The following is a 22475-nucleotide window of genomic DNA, read 5'->3' as shown; positions in this document are numbered from 1 at the left end:
GCTCCTTGTGTCAAAATCTGTCAATGTGTGAATTTGGGCAATATTAATGAATAAAAATCAATGAATAAAATTCATTAAGCCAACATCGCATCCAATTTGCCTTCTTGATTCAGCTTATTCAGCTGATCAAATCCGCCAACAAAGGTCTCACCAATAAAAATCTGTGGCACAGTGCGATAGCCATTGGTCTTGGCTGATAGCGCTTGACGCTCTTCGGTGGTCAAATCGTACATACTGATTTCGCTGTACTCTACGCCTTTGTTGGTTAGTAGCTGTTTGGCGTTGGTGCAGTATGGGCAAACTGGGGTGGTGTAGATGGTTACTTGGGTCATGTTTATTCTCAAAAAAATGCTAACTTTCTCATGATATGGGGTAAGTCGCCAACAATTTCAAGGGTGCTGATAGCTGTTATTTTTTCTTAGCACCAACCAGTGGCAAGCCTGCTGCTTGATAGCCTTGGATACCACCTTCTAGACGCATGAAATTTGGGCGTGCGATGAGCTGTACCGCTGCACCTGCTTGGATACCGATGTCGCAGACGATGATGACAGGGACTTCGATGCCTTGTAGCTCGGCCAGGCGATTTTTGAGTTCGGTGAATGGGATATTTTCACTGCCTGTGATGTGCCCTTGGGCGAACTTGTTGGCAGGGCGGATGTCGATGATGCGTGCGTTGTGATTATTGACCAACAGACCAACTTCACTTGGCGGTACTTTACGCCCACTGCGTTTGCCTTCGATGGCAAAAAATGCGATGGCAAGAACGATTAATAAACCAAATAAAAACGGGTGATTGCCCACAAACTCAAACCAGCGTTCCAAGGGATACTCCATAAATAATCTGTGAAACGATTATTATAGCGTTAAATGACGGTAAATGCACATCATTTATCAGTATGCATTGCTTATTTACCCTGTGGCTTGGCAGCAGCTTGTCCGTTTTTGGCTTCATCAATCAATGATGTCAAGCTCTCAATCCGCCGTGCCAATACTTCACCTTGTGCAGCAGCTGCCCAAAAAGCACAGCCTTTGGCATTGCTATGATGATTGCAATCACGAAATTGGCAAGTGCCCGCCAATTCATTCAATTCATCAAAGCCTGCCAAAATATCATCAGCCGACAGATGCCAAATGCCATATTCACGAATACCCGGCGTGTCAATGATACCACCTGCGGACAGATTTTGGTCATCATAAGCAAGCAGGCGACTGGTGGTCGTGGTATGCTGACCAAGCTGTGAGTTCACCGAGATGATGTTGGTGGTTTGGCGTGCATCGGGCAGCAGCTCATTGATGAGACTTGATTTGCCAACACCTGATTGCCCGGCAAAGATAGACAGCTTGCCATCGATATGCTGATGCAGGATGTCAAGACCGTCTTTGGCGACGCTTGATGTGGTGATGACACTAAAGCCATATTTATCGCCAAGTGCTTGATATTCTGCAATAATCTGACCGACATCGGGATGGTCGGGCAGTAGGTCGGATTTGTTAAGCACCAGTAGTGGCGTGATGTCATTGAGCCGTGCGATGAGCAGATAACGGTCAATCAGATTGACCGCAGGCTTGGGCAGGGGGGCAAAGACAATCGCCAAGACATCGACATTTGCCGCCACAGGCTTGACCTTGTGATAGCGGTCAGGGCGAGTGATGAGTGTTGTGCGTGCAAGTAGCTGTTCGATACGCCCAAGATTGGCGGTGGTATCTAGGCTGAATTTGACCGCATCCCCTGTGGCGAGCATCGGTAGGTTGGTGCGTGTATGACATCGCCAAATCGCCCCAAGTGCGACTGCGGACTTGTCTGTACTATCTATGCCATCGCTAGGCTCGGCTTGTGCTGGCAAAATCTGTGGCAAGGCGGTGATTTGCACATCGAGCTGTTTGCCAAAATGCGAGATAATCACGCCTGTAGCAAGCGTGCCGTCATCGACTTGGATGCTTTGGTTTTGTTCGATTTGGCGAGTTTGGCGTTTGGTCAGTTTGCGTTTGCGAATGAGCGACATAAGAAGCGATTAAAAATAAAACCACTGTAACACAAAAGCCGTCCGACGGCAAATTTATCCATCATGAGTTTGTGATAAGTAAATCGATTATCAAAAAAACACTGTCTTATCATAAGCTTAGCAACTATGCTACATACGCAATTATGCCACATACAGCTCATACGCATATACGCCAAGACTGATGGCAATCGCCCACATGACAAGGGCAATGATGGCATCTAGGATTTGCCAAGTGATGGCTTTTTTGAATAAGGGTATCAAAAGTCGTGCGCCATAGCCCAGACCAAAAAACCAAGCGGCAGAGACCAGTAGCGAACCTACCAAAAAAGCGATTTTTTGTTCAAAGCCAAGCGTACCTGCCACACCGCCGATGATGACCACCGTGTCCAGATAAACATGGGGGTTAAGTAGTGTCAGCGCAAGGGTCGTGCCGATGGTGGCAAGCAGTGTGCTTTGTTTGCTGTCATTATCAAGCGTAAGACTAGTGCCGCCTGCGATAGCTGAGCGCATGGCACGCAGTCCATATACGGCTAGAAATAGTGCGCCCACCACCGCCAGGGCGATGGTTGCCATCGGACTTTGGCTAATCAGCGAGCCAAAGCCAAGCACGCCAAAGCTCATCAGCACAAAGTCGCACAAAAAACAGGTCAATGCCACCCAAAAAATATGGTTTTTCATCAAGCCTTGCTTGAGCACAAAGGCATTTTGAGCGCCGATAGCGATAATCAGACAGCCTGAGACAAACAGACCTTGGATAAATGCTTGGCTTAATGAGCTGGAAATCATAAAAGTACCATGTGGCTAAGTAGGGTTAAGTGTGATTATCAGTGTGGTTAAGCGTGGCTAAATGTGGCTAAATATAGCTGGGATGGCTATAAACTGATACAGTGATAAAAAGTGGAATGATACATATCAAAAACCCCAGTCGAGTGATATAGCGACTGGGGTAATGAATAATGGCGGAAGCTGAGAGATTCGAACTCTCGGTGGGCTATAAACCCACGCCGGTTTTCAAGACCGGTGCATTCAACCGCTCTGCCAAGCTTCCAATGCGTCGTATTATATAGAAAATTTTACCAAATGCAAGCGATTTTAATGTAATTTTTGGTAAATGGTGCAAATTTTACAAGTTTTTTGTCTTGCTAAGGCGTATTATAGGAATAATTTGGGCTTGCGTCTTGGGGTGCTGATTTCTTCTAGGCTGATTTCGTCACTGGTTCGGCAGTTATCTTGGGGTGCGACGATATCTCGTGCCAATGCGGCTATTTCATAGACAGTACGGCGAGTGTGGATTAGGTTGTCTTTGGGCTTAAACCAGCTTGGGGCTATCGCAAGTGGCGCATCGATGGCGATGGTGGCAATACCTGCTTGGGCAAACTGCCTGCGTGCTCGAGCCATGTGGTAGCGGTCTGTGACCAGATATACAGTCTTGGGCAGTTCGTGATGAGCGATGAGTTTGGCGCTAAAGATGGCATTTTCGCAGGTATTCATACTGGCGTTGTCGCTGATGATGACTGCTTGTGCGCCAAGTTTTTGATTGAGATAATCCATCAGCCATGGCGACTCTGCACCACTGGTGATGATGGTGTGTGCGTGTGTTTGATATGCTTTGATGGCTGCATCGGCACGGCTTTGGCTGTAGTGGTTGAGTATGATTTGACCGTCGCTATCTTTGGTCAGACCACCGCCCAGCACCACGATGGCAGATGCGTCATCAGCTGCCTTAGGTAGGGTGATGGTAGAATGCAGTGATAATAATCCACTACCCACAGTAGCAAAAATCGGCGTCACGACCGAGACTGTACCGATGACAATGACGACACCACCGATGCCAAGCGCACAAGCAAGCTTGCCAAGTATGCGGCGTCGCTTAGACGGCTTGGGTGAGTTAGATGTAGCTACCATCAGCATTGACCCAAACAGGTTCACGCACGAGCGTGATGCCAAATTTGTCATGCACGGTGCTGATGATGTGGTTCGCCGCTACCTTGATGTCGTCTTGGGTGGCGGTCAGTGGCGCATGATTGGTCAGTACCAGTGCTTGCTTGGCGTGGGTGAGAATTGGCTCAATGCCTTTGCCTTTGAGCCCTGATTGATCAATCAGCCAACCTGCTGGTACTTTGGTCTCATCATCGCTGACAGGATACGATGGTATCGTTGGATAACTGCTTTGTAGTGCCAAAAACTGCTCGGTTGGAATGACGGGATTTTGGAAAAATGACCCGCAATTTGGTAAGATGGCAGGATTGGGCAGTTTGGATTCACGAATGGCGATGACCGCTTGATAGACATCAAGCGGACGGATGATTTCACGATTATCATCATGGGCAAGCGATAGGGCGTGTGCGTGCAAATCGCCATAGCCTGTGCGGGTGATGGTTGGGTTTTTGTGCAGGCGTAGGGTGATGGCGGTAATCAGATAGCGGTTTGGCTCATCCTTAAAGATGCTATGACGGTAGCGAAATTGGCAGTCATCACGGCTTAGCGTGTGAAATTCACCCGTCGCCCATTCATAGACTTGTACGCACTCAAGCGCATCTTCTAGCTGTACGCCATAAGCACCGATATTCTGCACAGGCGCAGCACCGGCAAGTCCTGGAATCAGTGCCAGATTCTCAAGTCCATACCACCCTTGATGCGTGCAATGCGTGACCAGCTCATGCCAATTCTCGCCTGCCATCACTTCAAGCAGGATATATTCATCAGTCTCATCTATGATACGCTTACCCATCATGCGTGGCAAAATCACGGTGGTATCAAGCCTACTCGGTAGCAATACATTGCTCCCACCTGACAGCACAAACCAAGAATCGCCAAGCTCAAGCTTGGGCAGTGCATCAGCATCATGAATGATGATGGCAGTATCAGCCACACAGCGTAACGCCATGGTATTCAGATGTGATAGGTCGTATTGATGACAAATTTGATAACTGTCTTGAAAGCTGTCTTGATAACTGTGTTGATGAGTGTCTGACATGATTGCTACTTATAAAATAATCGCACGGGCGTATGCAAGCATTATAATGACTTGCCATCTGCCTGTAAATAGTCGCACCTAAATAATAACAAATCTCATATACGACTGTGCCATGCCGCAAGATAATCATCAGCAATTTGCTCTAAATGCGCAAACATCGCCACAAAATCCGCTTCATCACCATAATAAGGGTCAGCAACCGCCTTGCCCGTCGGGTCAAATAACTGCAACTTTGCCACCGTGCGACCATCAGCATTTTGTATGGCTTGGTTGTGTAGTTTGGTCAGATTTGCCAAATTGCTCTCATCCATCGCATAGATTTGGTCAAATTCATAAAAATCTGCCACGCACACTTGTCTGGCTCTTAGGGCAGATAAATCATAACCAAGCGATTTGCCGACTGTGATACCCCGAGTGTCGGGCGGATTGCCCGTGTGATAATTGGCAGTGCCTGCCGAGTCTAGGCGAATGGGCAGGTGTGCATTGGCAATCTTCGCTGCCATCACCGCTTCGGCGGCAGGTGAGCGACAGATATTACCAAGACAAACAAATAAAATACTACTTGGGTAAGTCATAGTAATCCTTAAGATGGAATGTAAATATCACGCTTTCGGCGCATCGTGATGTGAGTGTAAAATCAGCTCATCCACCACCGCCGATAGCACGACGGTCGCAAATGCCCCTTTTGGTAGCTCAAAATCCAGCACCAACGACGCATCATCTACCCATCGCCAAGTCAGTAACCGCACCAATAGGCGTAAGGGGCGATAGCTGATTTTGGCGTCAATCTTGTGTAATCCTTGACAAAATACCGCAAAGTCATCACGGCTAAGCACGGTATCATACAGGCGTGCGACATCATTGCTGTGCTTGGGCGTGCCTGTGCCATACAGCGGGGCGGTGGGGTGAATATCACCACTATTTAGGCGGGCATGGATGTCATCATCAATATCAGCGACAAAGATTGACCCTGTGCCATTGAGATTAAACACATCACCATCAAGTGCCGTTTGCCAACTGCCATCAGCCACACGAGCATCAAGCATGGCGTTAAATAGCACACTGCGAGCGGTCGAAATAAGCAAGCTATCACGCTCGGCGGTTTTCTTATTTGGGCGATACGGCTTGGGGCTGGCTAGGATTTTGTCAAAAAACTGCTTGGCTTTCTCGGTATTTTTGCCATCATTGCCAAATCGCTGTTCGCCAAAATAATTTGGCACGCCGCTAGTTTTGATTTGGTTTAGCCTGTCATCGATGGCTGATTTGTCACCTGTGATGGCTCGCAGGGTGATGGTGAAGTGATTGGATTTGTGCGTACCACGACCCAGCTTGCGACTATGCCAAGCTTGCTTAATAATCTCGGCGGACTCGCCGTTATGCAGATGTGGCTTGATAAACTCGCTAAAAGGCGTACTTGGCACGGCTTTGGTTGGCAGGCGGATGCTGAACCACTGATGGGTGATGGCATGGCGGTCTTTTAGCCCCGAATAGCCGACATCTCGCACGGGCACGCCTGCCCAATCAGCAAGCAGGCGGGCGACATAGGCGGTGTTTAGATTGACTTTGGTGATATATAACCACAGATGTTCGCCGTCACAGGTGTGCTCGATGGCAAGATTTTCGGTGACGATAAAGTCAGCAGGCGTGGCTTTATAAATCGCTTGGCAGATGGGATGGGTCATGGTGTCGCTCGGTCATGCTCGCTAATGAATGGCTTAGCGAGCATTGTATCATACAAACAACTTCTTCGGCAGATAGCCAATCACCATCTCATCAGCCGTCGCCGTGCTATCTGCGGTGATACGCAGGCGGTAGCGGTCTTTGAACGCTTGGGGTAGTACATCGCTGACATTGTGAATCTCGTCAATATCCACGCCGTATTTATCATCGATATGTGATGTCGCCCGAGTATTAGCAATATTAAATTCTTGATAAAACTCACTTTGTTTGGCGATGGCGGTCGCTTGGTGGATGCTGTCGGCGACGATGAGTAGCTTGTGATGATATTCTTCAAAGTGATTGGGCTTGTAGCCACCGAGATTGACAAAGTACAGCTGTTTGTCAGATGACACATCAGGTGTAGTGTGCCTGTCGATGACTTCGATGCGATAGCCATCAACGGCGGTGACTGTGCGATAGGCGTCCAAGTGCCAAATGTCCTTAATCTGTGCCCAAGCCGATTCAAAATACGGTATCAATTCATGGACTTCATCGGCGATACCAAAGAAAATATCGTGTTGTTCTATGAGCCGACCTTTGGGCGTAGCACCGATTTTTAGCATATATAGATACATAGTTTCCCCTGTTAATAACCTTGTTGGTTTAGTTCATGGTATTCATCACAGCTTTTTTGATAGCCATTATCGCAAGCTTTACCAAGCCATTGTTTGGCGAGTGTTAAATCTTTTTTGATGCCTTGACCATGATAGTACATTTTGGCAAGATTGATTTGGGCAAAAATATTACTTTGTTCAGCAGATTTTAAAAACCAATCTTTTGCTTGTGTGTTATCTTGAGTTATCCCAATACCATTGCCGTACATTGCACCAAGATTAAGCTGTGCATCTGCAAGACCTTGTGTAGCAGCTTGTGTGTACCAATACAAAGCCTGCTGATAATCTTGGGGTATAATTTTGCCATCATAATAAAGTTGAGCAAGGTTGAATTGGGATTTTGCAAAGCCTTGTTTGGCGGATTTGGTGTACCACTCCACAGCCTTTTTGCCATTGAGATGACTTGGATGGGTGGCAAAAATATATCCCAAATTATATTGTGCTTGGATTTGATTTTGTTCGGCGGCTTGGTTTAGATAATCAATGGCTTTTTGGGTGTCTTTTGGAATGCCATACCCTTGATAATACATCATTCCTAAATTATACTGGGCGTTCGCATTGCCTTGATTGGCTGATTTGCTAAGCCATTGGTGGGCTTGTGAATAGTTTTGGGTAGTGCCTTGACCGTCAATAGACATCAAGCCTGCGATTAGTTGGGCTTGGTCATCCCCTTGTTCCGCCACTTGACTAAAATAACTAAATGCTTGGCGATAACCATCATCAGTGCCTAGACTGGCATAATACACCCCTTGGTCAAAGGCAGTATTCGCCATCACCGACATCGATAGCATAAGCCCCATTGCCAAAGTTGCTAGCTTTTTCATCTTTTATCCTACCTATCAATAACCCTGTTGATTTAGCTTGCGATATTCATCACAGCCGTATTGATAACCGTTATCGCAGGCTTTGCCAAACCATTCTTTAGCGGTGGTTTTGTTTTGGCGGACGCCTTGACCATTATTATACAGATTGCCAATATTGTATTGAGCTATAGCATGATTTTGGGCAGCGGCTTTGGCATACCAGTTAAAGGCTTGTTTATAATCTTGGCGTACGCCATAGCCATTATCGTACATATAGCCCAAATTTAGTTGGGCGTCAGCATATCCTTGATTGGCAGATTTTTTGTACCAGTGTACTGCTTGATGATAATCTTGCTTTACACCATGACCTTTTTCATACATCACACCAAGATTGAATTGAGCATTGGCAAGTCCTTGATTGGCTGCTTTAGTAATCCATTCAAGGGCTAATCCCATATCTTTTTTGATGCCAAATCCATTGAAATATATATTTGCCAAATCTGCTTGGGCTAATGAATAGCCACGTTCTGCTGATTTTGTTAGCCAAAAATACGCCTTTGTATAGTCTTTATATGAACCAGTATCATATAGATAAATAAATCCCAAGTTGTATTGTGCAAGCGTATAACCTTGTTTGGCAGCTTTTTCATACCATTCGATTGCTTTATCGGCGCTTTGCTCTACACCATAGCCATTGTGATATAAATACCCAATGTTGTTTTGCGCAGCTGCAAATCCTTGCTCGGCAGATTTGGTGTACCAATACAAAGCTTGTTGGTAATCTATTGGAGTGCCTATGCCGTCTGTATATATTACGCCAAGTTGGTCTTGAGCTTTGGCATTGCCAAGATTTGCGGCTTTTTGAATCCATTCTTTGGCTTTTTGGTGGTCTTGTTGAGTGCCACCTATTGCTTCATAATGTATAATGCCTTTTATCATCAGACCATAGGCACTGCCCGCATCTATTGATTGTTGTATTAGAGATTTGCCTTTTGTAATATCTTGATAGATGAAATCATCATGCAGATAAAAGTAACCAAGCATTGCCATAGCATCAGCATTGCCTTGATTGGCTGATTTTTCAAACCAAGAGAAAGCCACCATTGGGTCGCTATTGATATAAAGCCCTTCCGCATAAGCCAAACCAGCATCAAATTGAGCTTTAGCATCACCCGATTCTGCTTGTGCCATTAGTTGTGATTTTCGATTTTCAATTTCTTCGGTGTCGGCATTGTAATTATAATACCGTGATTCTGCCTGACAGACCGAAAACAGGCATAAGCATAAAGCGGTAGCGATTAATGATTTTTTCATAATTCTATCCCTAATTGATTAAAAAAATTCACAATAAATCACAAATCATCGATTTAGATTGCGATATTCATCACAGCCACGCTGATTGCCATTATCACAGGCTTTACCATACCATTCTTTGGCGATGGCAACATTGGCTTTGTTGCGAGCATCATAAGCAAGAATAAAATTACCAAGATTGAGTTGTGCTACGGCATTGCCATTTTTTGCCGACAATGTGTATAAGCGTCTGGACTGCTTAAGGTCTTGACGCACGCCACAGCCATATTCATACAAGTATGCTAGATTGTTTTGAGCGGATGGATTTTCTTGCTCGGCGGATTTTTTATACCAAGTTGCTGCTTGATGGTTTTCACCATGACTTTGATAATAAAACCCAAGTTCATTTTGAGCGAATGAATTGCCAAGATTGGCATCATTCATTATGCTTTCAAATTCATCTTGGGTATAAGAAATAGGGTCTTTGGGTGAACAATTTGTTTTCTTTGTATTGGTTGTGGCAGAACTAGCGATTAAGCTGTCGATTGCAGCATCAATATCTATATCAGATACTGATGCTACATAAGCGGTATTTGATTTGAAATAGCTGTTCGGCTGTGCCCATAAAGTGAGTGGCAAGGCAAATAAACCCAAACCAATTAAGATGGTATTCACAAACTATCCTTATTTATCCGTGAAATTTGGGTAATAGTATAGCAATATTTCTATATCGAAACAATCTATAAGCAACCAATATCACCTTGACAAAAATTACAAAAACTTAGCCATCATCACGCCATAAAACTGCTATAATAGCCACATTTTATTTGCCAAATTTTGGAAAAATCATGAGCGTATCAGCCAATAACAACACCGCACATAAGCCACACAATCCTGATAATTTTATCCGCACACCACAGGGCGAATTTGCCTATCGTGATGCCCAAAGCACCAACAAAGCACGCTTGACAGAGCTACTCAAACAGCGAATTTTGTTCCTTGATGGGGCGATGGGTACAGAGATTCAGAATTATAAACTCACCGAAAGTGATTATCGGGGTGCTCGTTTTGCCGACATCACGAACGATGTCAAGGGTAATAATGACCTGCTCGTCCTGACACAGCCTGATATCATCAGCGCCATTCATAGAAGCTATCTGGAAGCTGGGGCGGACATCATTGAGACCAATAGCTTTAATGGTACGCAGATTTCGATGGCGGATTATCACATGGAACATCTCACCTATGAGATTAACCGAGAAGCTGCCCGCCTAGCTCGCCTAGCCTGTGATGAATACAACGCCAAAACCCCTGATAAGCCCCGTTTTGTTGCGGGTGTCATCGGTCCGACTTCTCGCACCTGCTCCATCTCGCCTGATGTCAATGACCCTGCGTTTCGTAATGTTACCTTTGATGAGCTTGTGGATAACTACACCGAAAGTACGCTGGCACTGATTGACGGTGGGGCGGACATTATTTTGATTGAGACGGTGTTTGATACGCTTAATGCCAAGGCGGCGATTTTTGCGGTCACGGGCGTATTTGAGATGATTGGCTTTGAGCTGCCGATTATGATTAGTGGTACGATTACCGACGCATCAGGGCGGACGCTGTCAGGGCAGACGGCAGAAGCCTTTTATAATTCGGTACGCCACGCCAAGCCTATCTCGATTGGCTTTAACTGTGCTTTGGGTGCAGATGCACTTCGTCCACATATCCAAAGCTTATCCGATGTCTGCGAAACCTTTGTGTCAGCACACCCCAATGCAGGCTTGCCTAATGAATTTGGCGAATATGACGAAACGGCGACCGAGACCGCCACGATGGTGCAGGGCTTTGCCAAAGCAGGCATTGTCAATATCGTCGGTGGCTGCTGTGGCACGACACCCGAGCATATCCGCACGATTGTCCAGATGGTATCACCCTTTGCACCACGAGCCATTCCTGAATATAAGCCTGCCTGCCGTCTGTCAGGGCTAGAAGCCTTTAACATCACTCGAGATAGCTTATTTGTCAATGTCGGTGAGCGTACTAACGTTACGGGCTCAAAGAAATTCTTAAGACTGATTAAAAATGAAGAATACGCAGAAGCGCTTGATGTCGCCCGAGACCAAGTAGAAGGCGGCGCTCAGGTCGTGGACATCAACATGGACGAAGCCATGCTAGACAGCAAGCAGGCGATGATTCATTTTGTCAATCTGATTGCGTCCGAGCCTGACATCAGCCGAGTGCCACTGATGATTGACTCATCAAAATGGGACATCATTGAAGCAGGTCTAAAATGCACGCAGGGTAAGGCGATTGTAAATTCTATTTCATTGAAAGAAGGCTATGATGAATTTGTCGCCAAGGCTCGCCTATGTATGCGATACGGGGCGGCGGTGATTGTTATGGCGTTTGATGAAGTCGGTCAAGCAGACACCGAAGCACGCAAGATTGAGATTTGTAAACGCAGTTATGACATTTTGGTCAATGAAGTGGGTTTCCCATCCGAAGACATCATCTTTGACCCAAACATCTTTGCGGTAGCCACAGGTATCGAAGAGCATAACAACTACGGCGTGGACTTTATCAAAGCGACCAAATGGATTACTGACAACCTACCCAATGCGATGGTGTCGGGCGGTGTGTCCAATGTGTCGTTTAGTTTTCGTGGTAATCCGATTCGTGAAGCGATTCATGCGGTGTTCTTGTACCACGCTATCAATAACGGCATGACGATGGGCATTGTCAATCCTGCCATGCTCGAGCTGTATGATGAGATTGAGCCGTCCGCCCGTGATGCCATCGAAGATGTGATTTTAAACCGTAATAACGAAAACAACGAAGCCACCGAAAAACTGCTAGAAGTTGCCGAAAATTATCATACAGATGGTAAAGCCAAATCAGGCGGTGCTGATTTATCATGGCGTGAACAGAGTGTTGAAAAGCGTATTGAATATGCTTTGGTCAAGGGTATCACTACTTATATTGACGAAGACACCGAAGAAGCTCGCCAAAAATACCCAAGACCGCTTGATGTCATCGAAGGGCCGCTCATGGATGGTATGAATGTGGTGGGGGATTTGTTCGGCGCAGGTAAGATGTTCTTGCCACAAGTGGTCAAATCCGCCCGTGTGATGAAACAAGCGGTGGCATGGCTAAATCCTTATATCGAAGCCGAAAAAGTCGCAGGCGAGTCTAAGGGTAAAATTCTTATGGCGACCGTCAAAGGCGATGTGCACGACATCGGCAAAAATATCGTCGGCGTAGTGCTTGGCTGTAATGGCTATGAAATCATTGACTTAGGCGTGATGGTGCCGTGCGAGACCATCCTTGAGACCGCCAAGCGTGAAAATGTCGATATCATCGGACTATCGGGACTCATCACCCCAAGCCTAGATGAGATGGTGTATGTCGCCAAGCAAATGCAAGAGCAGGGCTTTAACTTACCGCTACTTATCGGTGGTGCGACGACTTCTAAGGCACATACGGCGGTCAAGATTGAACCCAATTACCAAAACGACATCGTCGTCTATGTGGCGGACGCTAGCCGTGCGGTGGGTGTGGCGACGACTTTATTGTCTAAGGATAAGCGTGGCGAGTTCATTGATGAAATCCGTAGCGAGTACAGCGAAGTGCGTGAACGCCTAGCCAATCGTAAGCCAAAAGGGGCGAAGCTGACCTATGAGCAATCCATCGCCGAAGGTTTCCAATATGACTGGGATAATTACACGCCACCTGTACCAAATACACTAGGTCAAGTGGTGTTGGATGATTATCCGCTTGAAAATTTATTGCCGTATATTGATTGGACACCGTTTTTTATCTCGTGGGGATTGGTCGGTAAATACCCAAAAATCTTTGATGATGAAGTGGTTGGTGCCGAAGCCCGTGATTTGTACGCCAATGCGATGGCGATGATTGACAAGCTGATGGCGGATAAGCTTGTCACTGCCAAAGCGGTATTTCGCCTAGACAAAGCCAAGCGTACCGCCCCTGATACCGTCGCCGTTTGTGATGAAGCAGGTAATGAAAGCTACCATTTTGAACACTTACGCCAACAAAGCGATAAAGCAACAGGCAAGCCAAACTACAGCCTAGCTGACTTTATCTCACCCAATGGCAATGACTATTTGGGCGGCTTTACCGTATCTATCTTTGGTGCTGAAGAGCTTGCCAATGAGTATAAGGCAAAAGGCGATGACTATAACGCCATCATGGTGCAGGCAGTGTGCGACCGCCTAGCCGAAAGCTTTGCCGAGCATCTGCATGAGCTGATTCGCAAAGACTACTGGGGCTATCAAGCCGATGAGAACCTAAGCAACGAAGAGCTGATTAAAGAGCAATATGTCGGTATCCGTCCTGCACCGGGTTATCCTGCTTGCCCTGAGCATACCGAAAAAGGTAAGCTGTTTGACTGGCTAGATACCACCAACGCCATCGGTACATACTTGACCGAAAGCTATGCCATGTGGCCACCGTCTAGCGTATCGGGTTTTTATTATAGCCACCCTGACAGCACTTATTTTAATGTCGGTAAAATCAGCACCGATCAGCTAGAAGACTACGCACGCCGTAAGGGTTGGGATATTAAGACTGCTGAAAAATGGCTGAATCCGAATCTATAAGCCATAGTCTTAGACTTAAAAACCGCTTTGATATGATGTCAAAGCGGTTTTGCATCTGGAAATTAAATGCCAACACAATCAAGTATCTTGTGTTCGGGTATTGTGGCTAGTTTCTTACCTTTACGATTGATGAGTTGAAATTGTCCATTGTTTACCACTAGGGCTGTATCGCTGCTAATTTGATCGACGGTGTAATAGCAGTCATTCATATCCAGATTGCCAAATGACATAGCTTCATTGAATTGATAATCGATTATTAATTTACCTGTTTTGTCTATATAGCCGTATTTCACGATAGGGTAATCCCCCTCGTATCGATCGGGAATAATTCCCACAGGGGCTAAGCCATTGGAAAACATACCGGCATAAGAACCCGTTTGTGGGAATTGAGGGGCGAGATAATCGGCAGGAATTACTGTTTTACCGGTTTTATCAATATAATAGACCTCATGGAGTTCACCAATGGGTGTATCCAATTGATTGCCTAGAATGCCTGCCAAACCTTCAGAAAACGCAAAAGGACTTTTGAATTGATAGTCAATTACAAGATTGCCAGTAGTGTCAACATAACCGTATTCTAATATGGCGGTGTTATTGCTGTTATATCCAGCAACTTTACCAACAACTGCCATCCCGTCAGAGAAACGATTGATGTTTTCAATGATATTGTTTGGCAAATCAAAGCTGTGTTCGAAAGCTTTTTTGCCTTCCGTTGTGTAGTAGTATAATCGTTCATTTTTTGCCACAGCGATATAACCATTTGAAGGAATATCCACTCTATCATATTCAGTCGGAACAATAATGTTATTGTGTTTATCTATTATGCCCACCTGATCGTTTAATGACACCCAAGCCATGCCATCAGAAAAAAAGCCAACATCATCATATTGCGGATTGATGACAATCTGACCATTCTTATTAATGTAACCCCATTTGTCATTTTGTTTAATAGCAGCCAAGCCTTCGGAAAACGCATTGACATCTTCGTAATCAAAAGCAATAACAGTTTTTCCTTGGCGATTAACCATGCCTACCTTTTGAGTGATTGTGTTTTTGACAACTGCATAGCCAAATTCATCAAACAAATCATTGCATGATCCGTAGTCGTCAAACATAGTCATATCATAATTATAAACCAATCCTGTAGGCAAGTTTTTGTTACCAGATAGGCATTTACTTCTATCGATGTTTTGTGTCTCACTGTATTCGGCGTAACCAGTCGGCATAATACTGATTAAGCTAGTAATTACAAAAGACTTAAGAATGCTAGAAAACTTCATAGTTTAAACCCGTTGTATTGATGAGCTAATAGTAGTTGATTTTAGCGCATTAAGCAATACTCAAAACAAAAGCCCTACATCAGTAGGGCTTTTGTTTTGAGTAAGGATAGATTAGTCTTTTTTGTTTTTTAGCTTTTCTTCCCAGAAGGTAGCATTACGGATGCCAAGCTTAGCAGGGTCGAAGGTGTAGTTGGTAACACCAGCTTTCTTTTGCTGTTCGTAGTCTTTTAGGGCAAGTAGAGTTGGTTTTGCCATAAAGAAGATAGCCAGCATACCGATGATGTTCAGCCATGCAGTCAAGCCCACACCGATATCACCGATGGTCCAGATGTAGCCTGCGCTATTGACCGCACCATAAGCAACAGCTAGGATGATGATTAGTTTGACTAGGAATAGAGCAAAGTCTGATTTGAATGAACGAGTCAGATATGCCATATTCACTTCAGCGATGTAGTAGTACGCCATGATGGTGGTGAATGAGAAGAAGAATACCGCCACCGCTACGAATACGCTACCAAAGCCACCAAATACGCTAGATACAGCCATTTGAGTGAATGCAGGACCGCTGATGGTGGTTGCAGGGTCAACGAATTGTACTAGGAATTGACCTTCTGGTAGAGTGCCTTGGACGTTGTACATACCAGTCATTAGAATCATGAAGGCAGTCGCCGAGCACACGAACAGGGTGTCGATATACACAGAGAATGCTTGTACGATACCTTGCTGTGCAGGGTGCTGAACTTCAGCTGCCGCCGCATGGTGTGGGCCTGTACCTTGACCAGCTTCGTTTGAGTAAACACCACGTTTTACACCCCAGCCAATCGCCGCACCAAAGCCAGCCATTGGGTTAAAGATGTCGCTCATGATTAGACCAAAGACAGTAGGAATCTTATCAAAGTTAAATAGAATGATAAGCACCGCCATCAAGATATAGCCAAGCGCCATAAATGGAACAATAAACTCAGCCACACGAGCGATACGCTTGATGCCACCAAAGATGATTAGACCAAGTAGGACAACAACGACTAGCGTGACAATCAGGGTGTTTGTACCAACATCACCAAAGGCAGTGCTAACCATTGCGCCTTCACCAGTGATGCCAGTGACAGCCTTGACAACACCGTTGGCTTGTACACCTGGTAGGAACAGACCACAAGAAACAACGAATGCAAGTGCAACCAATAGGCCATAAGCCTTACCAAAACCACCGCCGAAGAATTTTTCGAAGTAGTAAGCAGGACCACCACGGTATTGACCTTTGTCATTGACCTTATAAATCTGACCTAGGGTAGATTCGACATAAGCGGTTGATGCGCCCAAAAACGCCATCACCCACATCCAAAATACCGCACTTGGGCCACCAAAACCAATCGCCGCCGCAACACCAGCAATGTTACCCATGCCCACACGGCCTGATAGTGCAACTACCAATGCCTGAAATGAGCTAATGCCTTCTGGTGATTCGTTGCGAGCAAATAGCAGGCTAATCATTTCTTTGAAATGTCTCAGCTGCATAAAGCGAGTTAGGATAGAGAAGAACAGACCGGTTGCCAAGCATAGCCAAACTAGCCATGGACTCCAGACAACGTCATTTATTGCGTTAATAATGCTTTCCATAAGCATATCCTTAATTTTGTTTTTTGTATCAAAACGATACTAAGATCAATCTGACCATCTAAAGACTAACTCGTCATCAATGCTACTATCACGCACAAGCACGCACAAGTTCACCTTTAGATGATCAATCCATTTGCCCCAAATTGTGTAACAAAATTTAACCAATAAAAGCTTGGCTGAAACAAACACAACTTGGATTGTTGCAATTTGCCATAAAATCGTGATAAAAGCTAGTAAAAAATGCAATATTTCGTAAAAATTGATAAAAAATTCATGATTACAGAGAAAATATGCATAAAAATGGCCAAAAATCGTATGATGACTGGGCTGAACTTTGTCTAACCTTGTAATATTGTTTCAACGAAAAGTAGGAATTTAGTGATTTTGTAATTTTGATTGAAATCTTGCCGTATTGTCGGTATGGTAGCTGTGTGGTTTTTTATCAATTTGATAATTGGCTTATATTTGGCTTTGTATTTTGGTTTGATATTCAAGGGAAAATTAATGAAAACAATGAAAAAACAGTGGCTTATGGGCGGTATGCTTGCGATGACACTTGGTCTATCAGGCTGTGGCTATAATGCCATGCAAGCGCAGGACGAAGAGATTAATGCATCTTGGTCAGAAGTGGTGAACCAATATCAGCGCCGAGCGGACTTAGTGCCAAACTTGGTGGCGACCGTCGAGCGTTATGCCAAGCACGAAGAGAAGGTTTTTACCGAAGTGGCCGAAGCACGAGCCAAAGTCGGTAGCGTGCAAATCACCCCCGAAACGCTCAACGACCCACAAGCGATGGCGAATTATCAAGCCGCCCAAAGTCAGATGACGTCTGCCTTGTCTCGTTTGATGATGGTCTCTGAAAATTATCCAGAGCTCAAAGCAGATGCAGCATTTCAAGACTTGCAAGCTCAGCTAGAAGGCACCGAAAATCGCATCACAGTCGCACGCAACCGTTATATCGAAAATGTCAAAGTCTATAATACCACCGTGCGACAATTCCCAACTAACATCACTGCCAAAGTGTTTGGCATGAGCACCAAGCCGAATTTTGGTGTCGAAAACGAACAAGCCATTTCAACCGCGCCAAAGGTTGAATTTGGTGGTGATAATAAAAATAGCAATTGATAATATGTTAATGTGCTAATGCATGGTGCTGATATATTGTGCTAATTTGGCTTAATTGATATTCATGTATTTATATTAATGCGGCGGTGTTGATGGCTATTTTAAAAAACCCAAAGCAATCATCCAAAGTGACAGCAGCTATCTTGTCGCTTGCCATGCTGTGCCTACCTGTTAATACGCTTGCCAGTCAAGCAAATAGCCAATTAGCGACAGCGACACTGTCATCACAAGAAATACAGACGGCAGAGCGTGCCGATGGTATCACGCAAGATACTCAAAGTAGCACTCCTGCCAATCAGCTGATTTTGGATACGCCTGTCATTGATGAAGTAGGACTATTGAGCACACAGCAGAATCAAGCCTTATCAGAGCGACTGCGTCAAATCCATCAACAGGGCAAAGCGCAAATCGCCATTGTGATTGTGCCTAGCACCGATGGCGAGCCTATCTTTGATTATGCAATGCAGGTGGCGGATCGTTGGGGTTTGGGCAACAAAGATGCGGATAATGGACTACTGATCGTCGTCGCTGTCAATGACCGCAAGATGCAGATTTTGACAGGTTATGGGCTCGAAGGCATTATCCCTGATGCGATTGCCAAGCGCATCATCCGTGAACAGATGACCCCTGCCTTTAAAGATGGTCGCTATGCTGATGGCTTGATGCAAGCGGTTGATGCCATTGATAGTAGGCTACAAGCAGATCCTGAGACGCTTGCTCGGATGAATGCTGTAGGTGCGGATGCACCAGAAGACGTTGCCTTTGATTTGATTACATTATTCATCATTGCGTTGATTATAGGTAAGATTGTTACGGGCATTCTTGGGCGTGTACTCGGTGCTAGCCTAGTTGCAATAGGCTTTGTGATAGTTGGTATGTTCGCAGGACTGAATGTACTGTTGGCGATTCTAGCAGCGTCGGTTTTATTTTTGCTCCTACTTGTGAGTGGCTTGTCAGCTGCTAATAGCTTAGGTACAGGCGGTCAATATCGTGGCGGTGGTCGATCTGGTCGCTCAAGCGGTGGCTTTGGCGGTTCAAGTGGTGGATTTGGCGGCGGTGGCTATCGTGGCGGCGGTGGCAGTTTTGGCGGTGGCGGTGCAGGGGGATCGTGGTAATGAGACAGACAAGTATCGCAAGGTTATTTAGACAGCTGATGTATGTGCCGATGTTTCACAGTCGCTGGCTGACCAACTCGGTCAAGCAGGCGCTTGGCAATGCCATCACGCAAGCCGAGATTGGTCATAGTGGCGAGATTTGTGTGATTATCGAAAATCATCTACCGATTGGCAGTGCTTATCATCAGACTTGCCGTGATAGAGCCATTGAGCTATTTGCCGAGCATCATGTGTGGGACACCGAGCACAATACAGGTGTGCTGATTTATGTCAATCTGTGCGAGCATGATTTACAGATTGTGGCGGATCGTGGCATTGATCGGCGGGTGGCGGATGGCATTTGGCAATCACTGTGTACACAAACCCTTGAGCGATTTAGACAACAGCAAATGGCGCAGGGCATTTGTGAGCTGATTTTGGCAACCGGCGAGCTGTTGCGAACACATCAGCCAAGCAATGATGTGATGGGTAATGAGTTACCCAACTGTGTAAAATACCTAAAATAATTTAACAGAGAATAAAATAATACCATGTCGTACAGTGCAGTGATTTGGCTGATTGGCTTAAGTTTGTTGTTGGTTGTGCTATTTTTGGCAGCAAGTTTAAAGCCGATGTTTCATAAGCCAAAACAGCCATCCATGCCATCGATAGCGTTACCGCCAACGACCCAAAAACTGTACAATATGCTATCACCAAACCTAAAAGATTGCACGCTTGAACCAAAAGCTACTCGCATCATCATCGCCAAATCAGGCGTGAAAAAAGCCATCATCACCATTGATGCACAGGCAGTGATGGCAGAGCGGTGGCTTGATGATGTGCTGATTATCAATCTTGCGCCTGACTTTGTGGCGGCGGATGTCAGTGCGGTATTGACCAAAATCCGTGCACATATTGATGCGGGTAGCTGATAGATAAAATAATCCTTGCTTTTGGATAAAAGTTTTAGTAGAATGTCGCTTTATTTTGCATCCTTGTCGTGTTCGTTATCAAGTGCTATCAAGGGATAGCCACGGCACACAGGTTTATCTGGAGAACTCAAGATGTACGCAGTAATCAAAAGTGGCGGTAAACAACACCGTGTTAGCGTTGGCGAGACTTTGAAAGTTGAGCTACTAAAAGCTGAAAAAGGCGCAACGCTAAAAATCGAAGAAGTGCTAATGGTTGTCAATGGCGCTGACATCAAAATCGGTGAACCGCTAGTTGCTGGTGCGAGTGTAGAAGCTGAAGTGGTTGATCATGGTCGTGGCAAGAAAGTGCGTATCGTTAAGCACCGTCGTCGCAAGCACTACCACAAAGAGCAAGGTCACCGTCAATGGTTCACTGAGCTAAAAATCAAAGCCATCAACGCTTAATTCACCACATTAGTATTTGATACCTAGAGCGCACTCAACGGTATCCCAATAGGAGATATTCTCATGGCACATAAAAAAGCCGCAGGTTCTACTCGTAACGGTCGTGATTCTAACCCAAAAATGCTTGGCGTAAAAGTATTTGGCGGTCAAGACGTAGTTGCTGGTAACATCATCGTTCGTCAACGTGGTACTGAGTTCCACGCAGGTGAAGGCGTTGGTATGGGTCGTGACCACACTCTATTCGCTTTGACCGAAGGTGTGGTTAAGTTCGAAACCAAAGGTCAATTTGGCCGTCGCTATGTTTCTGTATTGGCTAAATAATTCTTAGCTAATTTGATTCAAAGCCAAGACTCATCATGATCTGTCATGATGAGTCTGTTTTGTTTATAGGATTTGATAATTTTTTCAAATCTGATTTATCAATACAATCAATCATTCCAAAATGAGTAACTCATGATCGATCATGTCTTGATGGCGTTTGGGATTACCTTGGCGGCAGGACTTGCCACAGTGTTGGGTAGTGCCTTGGTCTTTTTTCAAAAAACCCCAAGTCCTAGGGTGTTGGCATTTGGACTGGCATTTGCAGCCGGTGCGATGGTATTTGTATCCTTGACTGAGATTTTTGGTAAGTCGGTGGATAGTTTTGGCGAAGTGAGCGACGTAGGCTTTAGCTGGGCGACAGCGGCATTTTTGGCAGGACTGCTTGCTATCTTGGCGCTGGATCGCTTAATCCCCAATCCACATGAGACACTGGATGTCAATGATCCACGGTTTTTGGATAAGAACCAAAATTATCTTAGACGCATCGGCTTGATGTCGGCTTTTGCCATCACGGCGCATAATTTTCCAGAAGGGCTTGCGACGTTTTTTGCTACCCTTGAGAGTCCGACATTGGGTGCGCCATTGGCATTTGCCATCGCTGTGCATAATATCCCTGAAGGCATCTCTATCGCTGCACCGATTTATTTTGCCACGCATAGTAAGCGTTTGACGGTGTTGGCGTGTCTGATCTCAGGTTTGGCAGAGCCGCTTGGGGCGGTGATGGGGTATTTTATACTCAAGCCGTTTTTATCACCAGAGATTTTTGGTTGGGTGTTTGGTATTATCGCAGGGGCGATGGTATTTTTGGCGATGGATGAGTTGCTACCTGCTGCCAAGCGATATTCAGCCGGTCATGAGACGGTGTATGGCTTGGTTGGTGGCATGGGTGTGATTGCAATTAGTTTGGCATTATTTAATTTATAACGCCTATTATTCACCATAAAATAAAGCTCTGTCAGGCGGCAGAGCTTTATTGTTATCATCACGCAATTGGCGAATGATTATTTACCAACCCATTGACGGATTTTTTCACGTTCTTCTTCACTGGCATTGAGCCATAGTTGCATAAAGCCATCCAAGTTGTTAGCCTGTGGTGTGCTAACAGGTGCTGTTGGTGCAGGTGTTTGGCTATTGATGGCTGCGATGGCTTTTTGGTTTGCGACGACAGCTGAATCACCACGACCAAACATACCACCGATTGCACCTGTGATGCCAGTTAGGATACCTGTGCGATTTTCGCTGGTGTTCTCTTGGGCGATGATTGTGCCATTGTGCGATACAGCTAGGCTTGGTGCTTTGGCATATTCTTTGGCAGCGGCATAGTGATTTGGCTGATTTGGCATGATCAGCTGATAAGTTTGATTGTCCGCCAAATCTACAGTGATGGTCACATTGCCTGATTTGAGATAATCGTGATCATTGCTGTTTAGGTTGAACAGGCGATCATAGCGTGCAGTAATCACGTGGCGACCAGCATCCAGTGTAAATTCACGCTGCAATGGCTGTAGCAGACCGTGGCGAATCTCATTACCATTGATGGCGGTAACTTTGATGTTATCATCAACTTTTAATTGCACAGCAGCGAATGCTTGGGTGCTCATGACAGTGGTGATGGCTGCCAAGGCTAGGGCGGTATATTTCAT

At 45.4% G+C, this 22475-nt stretch carries 23 protein-coding genes and 1 tRNA gene; 8 read left to right on the top strand and 16 right to left on the bottom strand.

From position 1 onward, the window contains the following. Window positions 1-74: 74 nt before the first annotated feature. The 13 genes from grxC to B0680_RS06815 all read right to left on the bottom strand — a co-directional run bounded on the left by grxC (window position 75) and on the right by B0680_RS06815 (window position 10084). Window positions 75-332 (bottom strand): glutaredoxin 3, encoded by a 258-nt coding sequence (gene grxC / locus B0680_RS06875; RefSeq protein ID WP_078254350.1) that lies wholly within the window; start codon window positions 330-332, stop codon window positions 75-77. Window positions 333-408: 76 nt separating this feature from the next. Continuing rightward, entirely contained in the window at window positions 409-822 is a 414-nt protein-coding gene (locus B0680_RS06870) for a rhodanese-like domain-containing protein (protein ID WP_078254349.1), read from the bottom strand. An 83-nt stretch (window positions 823-905) separates the two neighbouring features. Beyond that, window positions 906-2003 (bottom strand): ribosome small subunit-dependent GTPase A, encoded by a 1098-nt coding sequence (rsgA, locus tag B0680_RS06865; RefSeq protein ID WP_078254348.1) that lies wholly within the window; start codon window positions 2001-2003, stop codon window positions 906-908. 141 nt (window positions 2004-2144) lie between these two features. Next, on the bottom strand, window positions 2145-2789 hold the full coding sequence (locus B0680_RS06860; protein WP_078254347.1) for a LysE/ArgO family amino acid transporter: 645 nt from the start codon (window positions 2787-2789) through the stop codon (window positions 2145-2147). A gap of 171 nt (window positions 2790-2960) precedes the next feature. Next, window positions 2961-3051: transfer RNA gene (locus tag B0680_RS06855), tRNA-Ser, on the bottom strand. A 104-nt stretch (window positions 3052-3155) separates the two neighbouring features. Continuing rightward, window positions 3156-3908 carry a YdcF family protein gene (locus tag B0680_RS06850; RefSeq protein WP_078254371.1) on the bottom strand — a complete coding sequence of 251 codons (753 nt, stop codon included), beginning with the start codon at window positions 3906-3908 and terminating at the stop codon, window positions 3156-3158. Beyond that, on the bottom strand, window positions 3892-4890 hold the full coding sequence (gene murB / locus B0680_RS06845) for a UDP-N-acetylmuramate dehydrogenase (protein WP_265734177.1): 999 nt from the start codon (window positions 4888-4890) through the stop codon (window positions 3892-3894). The genes B0680_RS06850 and murB overlap by 17 nt, the downstream gene beginning before the upstream one ends. A 185-nt stretch (window positions 4891-5075) precedes the next feature. Then, window positions 5076-5555: a low molecular weight protein-tyrosine-phosphatase gene (locus tag B0680_RS06840; protein ID WP_078254345.1), complete on the bottom strand. Its 480-nt coding sequence runs from the start codon at window positions 5553-5555 to the stop codon at window positions 5076-5078. 27 nt (window positions 5556-5582) lie between these two features. Further along, entirely contained in the window at window positions 5583-6662 is a 1080-nt protein-coding gene (gene truD, locus B0680_RS06835; RefSeq protein WP_078254344.1) for a tRNA pseudouridine(13) synthase TruD, read from the bottom strand. Window positions 6663-6710: 48 nt separating this feature from the next. Continuing rightward, window positions 6711-7274, bottom strand: coding sequence for a DUF1543 domain-containing protein (locus B0680_RS06830; protein WP_078254343.1), 564 nt, complete (start codon window positions 7272-7274; stop codon window positions 6711-6713). 11 nt (window positions 7275-7285) lie between these two features. After that, entirely contained in the window at window positions 7286-8137 is an 852-nt protein-coding gene (locus B0680_RS06825; RefSeq protein WP_078254342.1) for an SEL1-like repeat protein, read from the bottom strand. Between the two features lie 15 nt (window positions 8138-8152). Then, window positions 8153-9430 (bottom strand): tetratricopeptide repeat protein, encoded by a 1278-nt coding sequence (locus tag B0680_RS06820; RefSeq protein WP_078254341.1) that lies wholly within the window; start codon window positions 9428-9430, stop codon window positions 8153-8155. Window positions 9431-9475: 45 nt separating this feature from the next. Continuing rightward, window positions 9476-10084 carry a tetratricopeptide repeat protein gene (locus tag B0680_RS06815; RefSeq protein ID WP_078254340.1) on the bottom strand — a complete coding sequence of 203 codons (609 nt, stop codon included), beginning with the start codon at window positions 10082-10084 and terminating at the stop codon, window positions 9476-9478. 173 nt (window positions 10085-10257) lie between these two features. Between B0680_RS06815 and metH the strand changes: the two genes are divergently transcribed. Further along, a complete protein-coding gene (gene metH / locus B0680_RS06810) occupies window positions 10258-14019 on the top strand; it encodes a methionine synthase (RefSeq protein ID WP_078254339.1) in 3762 nt (1253 codons plus the stop codon). 62 nt (window positions 14020-14081) lie between these two features. Here the strand turns inward: metH and B0680_RS06805 are convergent, their stop codons facing one another. Then, window positions 14082-15299 carry a WG repeat-containing protein gene (locus B0680_RS06805; RefSeq protein ID WP_078254338.1) on the bottom strand — a complete coding sequence of 406 codons (1218 nt, stop codon included), beginning with the start codon at window positions 15297-15299 and terminating at the stop codon, window positions 14082-14084. A gap of 111 nt (window positions 15300-15410) precedes the next feature. Beyond that, the gene (locus B0680_RS06800) at window positions 15411-16922 is read right to left on the bottom strand and encodes an alanine/glycine:cation symporter family protein (RefSeq protein ID WP_407662006.1); all 1512 of its coding nucleotides are present in this window, start codon (window positions 16920-16922) and stop codon (window positions 15411-15413) included. A gap of 507 nt (window positions 16923-17429) precedes the next feature. Between B0680_RS06800 and B0680_RS06795 the strand changes: the two genes are divergently transcribed. The 7 genes from B0680_RS06795 (at window position 17430) to zupT (ending at window position 21756) form a co-directional block, all read left to right on the top strand. Further along, window positions 17430-18041: a LemA family protein gene (locus B0680_RS06795; RefSeq protein ID WP_078254370.1), complete on the top strand. Its 612-nt coding sequence runs from the start codon at window positions 17430-17432 to the stop codon at window positions 18039-18041. Window positions 18042-18133: 92 nt separating this feature from the next. Next, window positions 18134-19156 (top strand): TPM domain-containing protein, encoded by a 1023-nt coding sequence (locus B0680_RS10830; RefSeq protein WP_078254336.1) that lies wholly within the window; start codon window positions 18134-18136, stop codon window positions 19154-19156. Then, complete coding sequence (locus B0680_RS06785) at window positions 19156-19662, top strand: TPM domain-containing protein (protein WP_078254335.1); 507 nt, start codon at window positions 19156-19158, stop codon at window positions 19660-19662. Before B0680_RS10830 ends, B0680_RS06785 begins: the two co-directional genes overlap by 1 nt. A 24-nt stretch (window positions 19663-19686) precedes the next feature. Then, complete coding sequence (locus tag B0680_RS06780; RefSeq protein WP_078254334.1) at window positions 19687-20067, top strand: hypothetical protein; 381 nt, start codon at window positions 19687-19689, stop codon at window positions 20065-20067. A gap of 132 nt (window positions 20068-20199) precedes the next feature. Continuing rightward, window positions 20200-20511, top strand: a complete 312-nt coding sequence (gene rplU / locus B0680_RS06775; RefSeq protein WP_078254333.1) for a 50S ribosomal protein L21 — start codon at window positions 20200-20202, stop codon at window positions 20509-20511. Window positions 20512-20574: 63 nt separating this feature from the next. Then, window positions 20575-20832, top strand: coding sequence for a 50S ribosomal protein L27 (rpmA, locus tag B0680_RS06770; protein WP_078254332.1), 258 nt, complete (start codon window positions 20575-20577; stop codon window positions 20830-20832). 132 nt (window positions 20833-20964) lie between these two features. Further along, complete coding sequence (gene zupT / locus B0680_RS06765) at window positions 20965-21756, top strand: zinc transporter ZupT (RefSeq protein WP_078254331.1); 792 nt, start codon at window positions 20965-20967, stop codon at window positions 21754-21756. Window positions 21757-21833: 77 nt separating this feature from the next. Here the strand turns inward: zupT and B0680_RS06760 are convergent, their stop codons facing one another. After that, a complete protein-coding gene (locus tag B0680_RS06760; RefSeq protein ID WP_078254369.1) occupies window positions 21834-22475 on the bottom strand; it encodes a DUF2057 family protein in 642 nt (213 codons plus the stop codon).

Source organism: Moraxella pluranimalium, assembly GCF_002014825.1.
GTDB classification, from domain to species: domain Bacteria; phylum Pseudomonadota; class Gammaproteobacteria; order Pseudomonadales; family Moraxellaceae; genus Moraxella; species Moraxella pluranimalium.
This window is presented reverse-complemented; position numbering and strand designations above follow the sequence as displayed.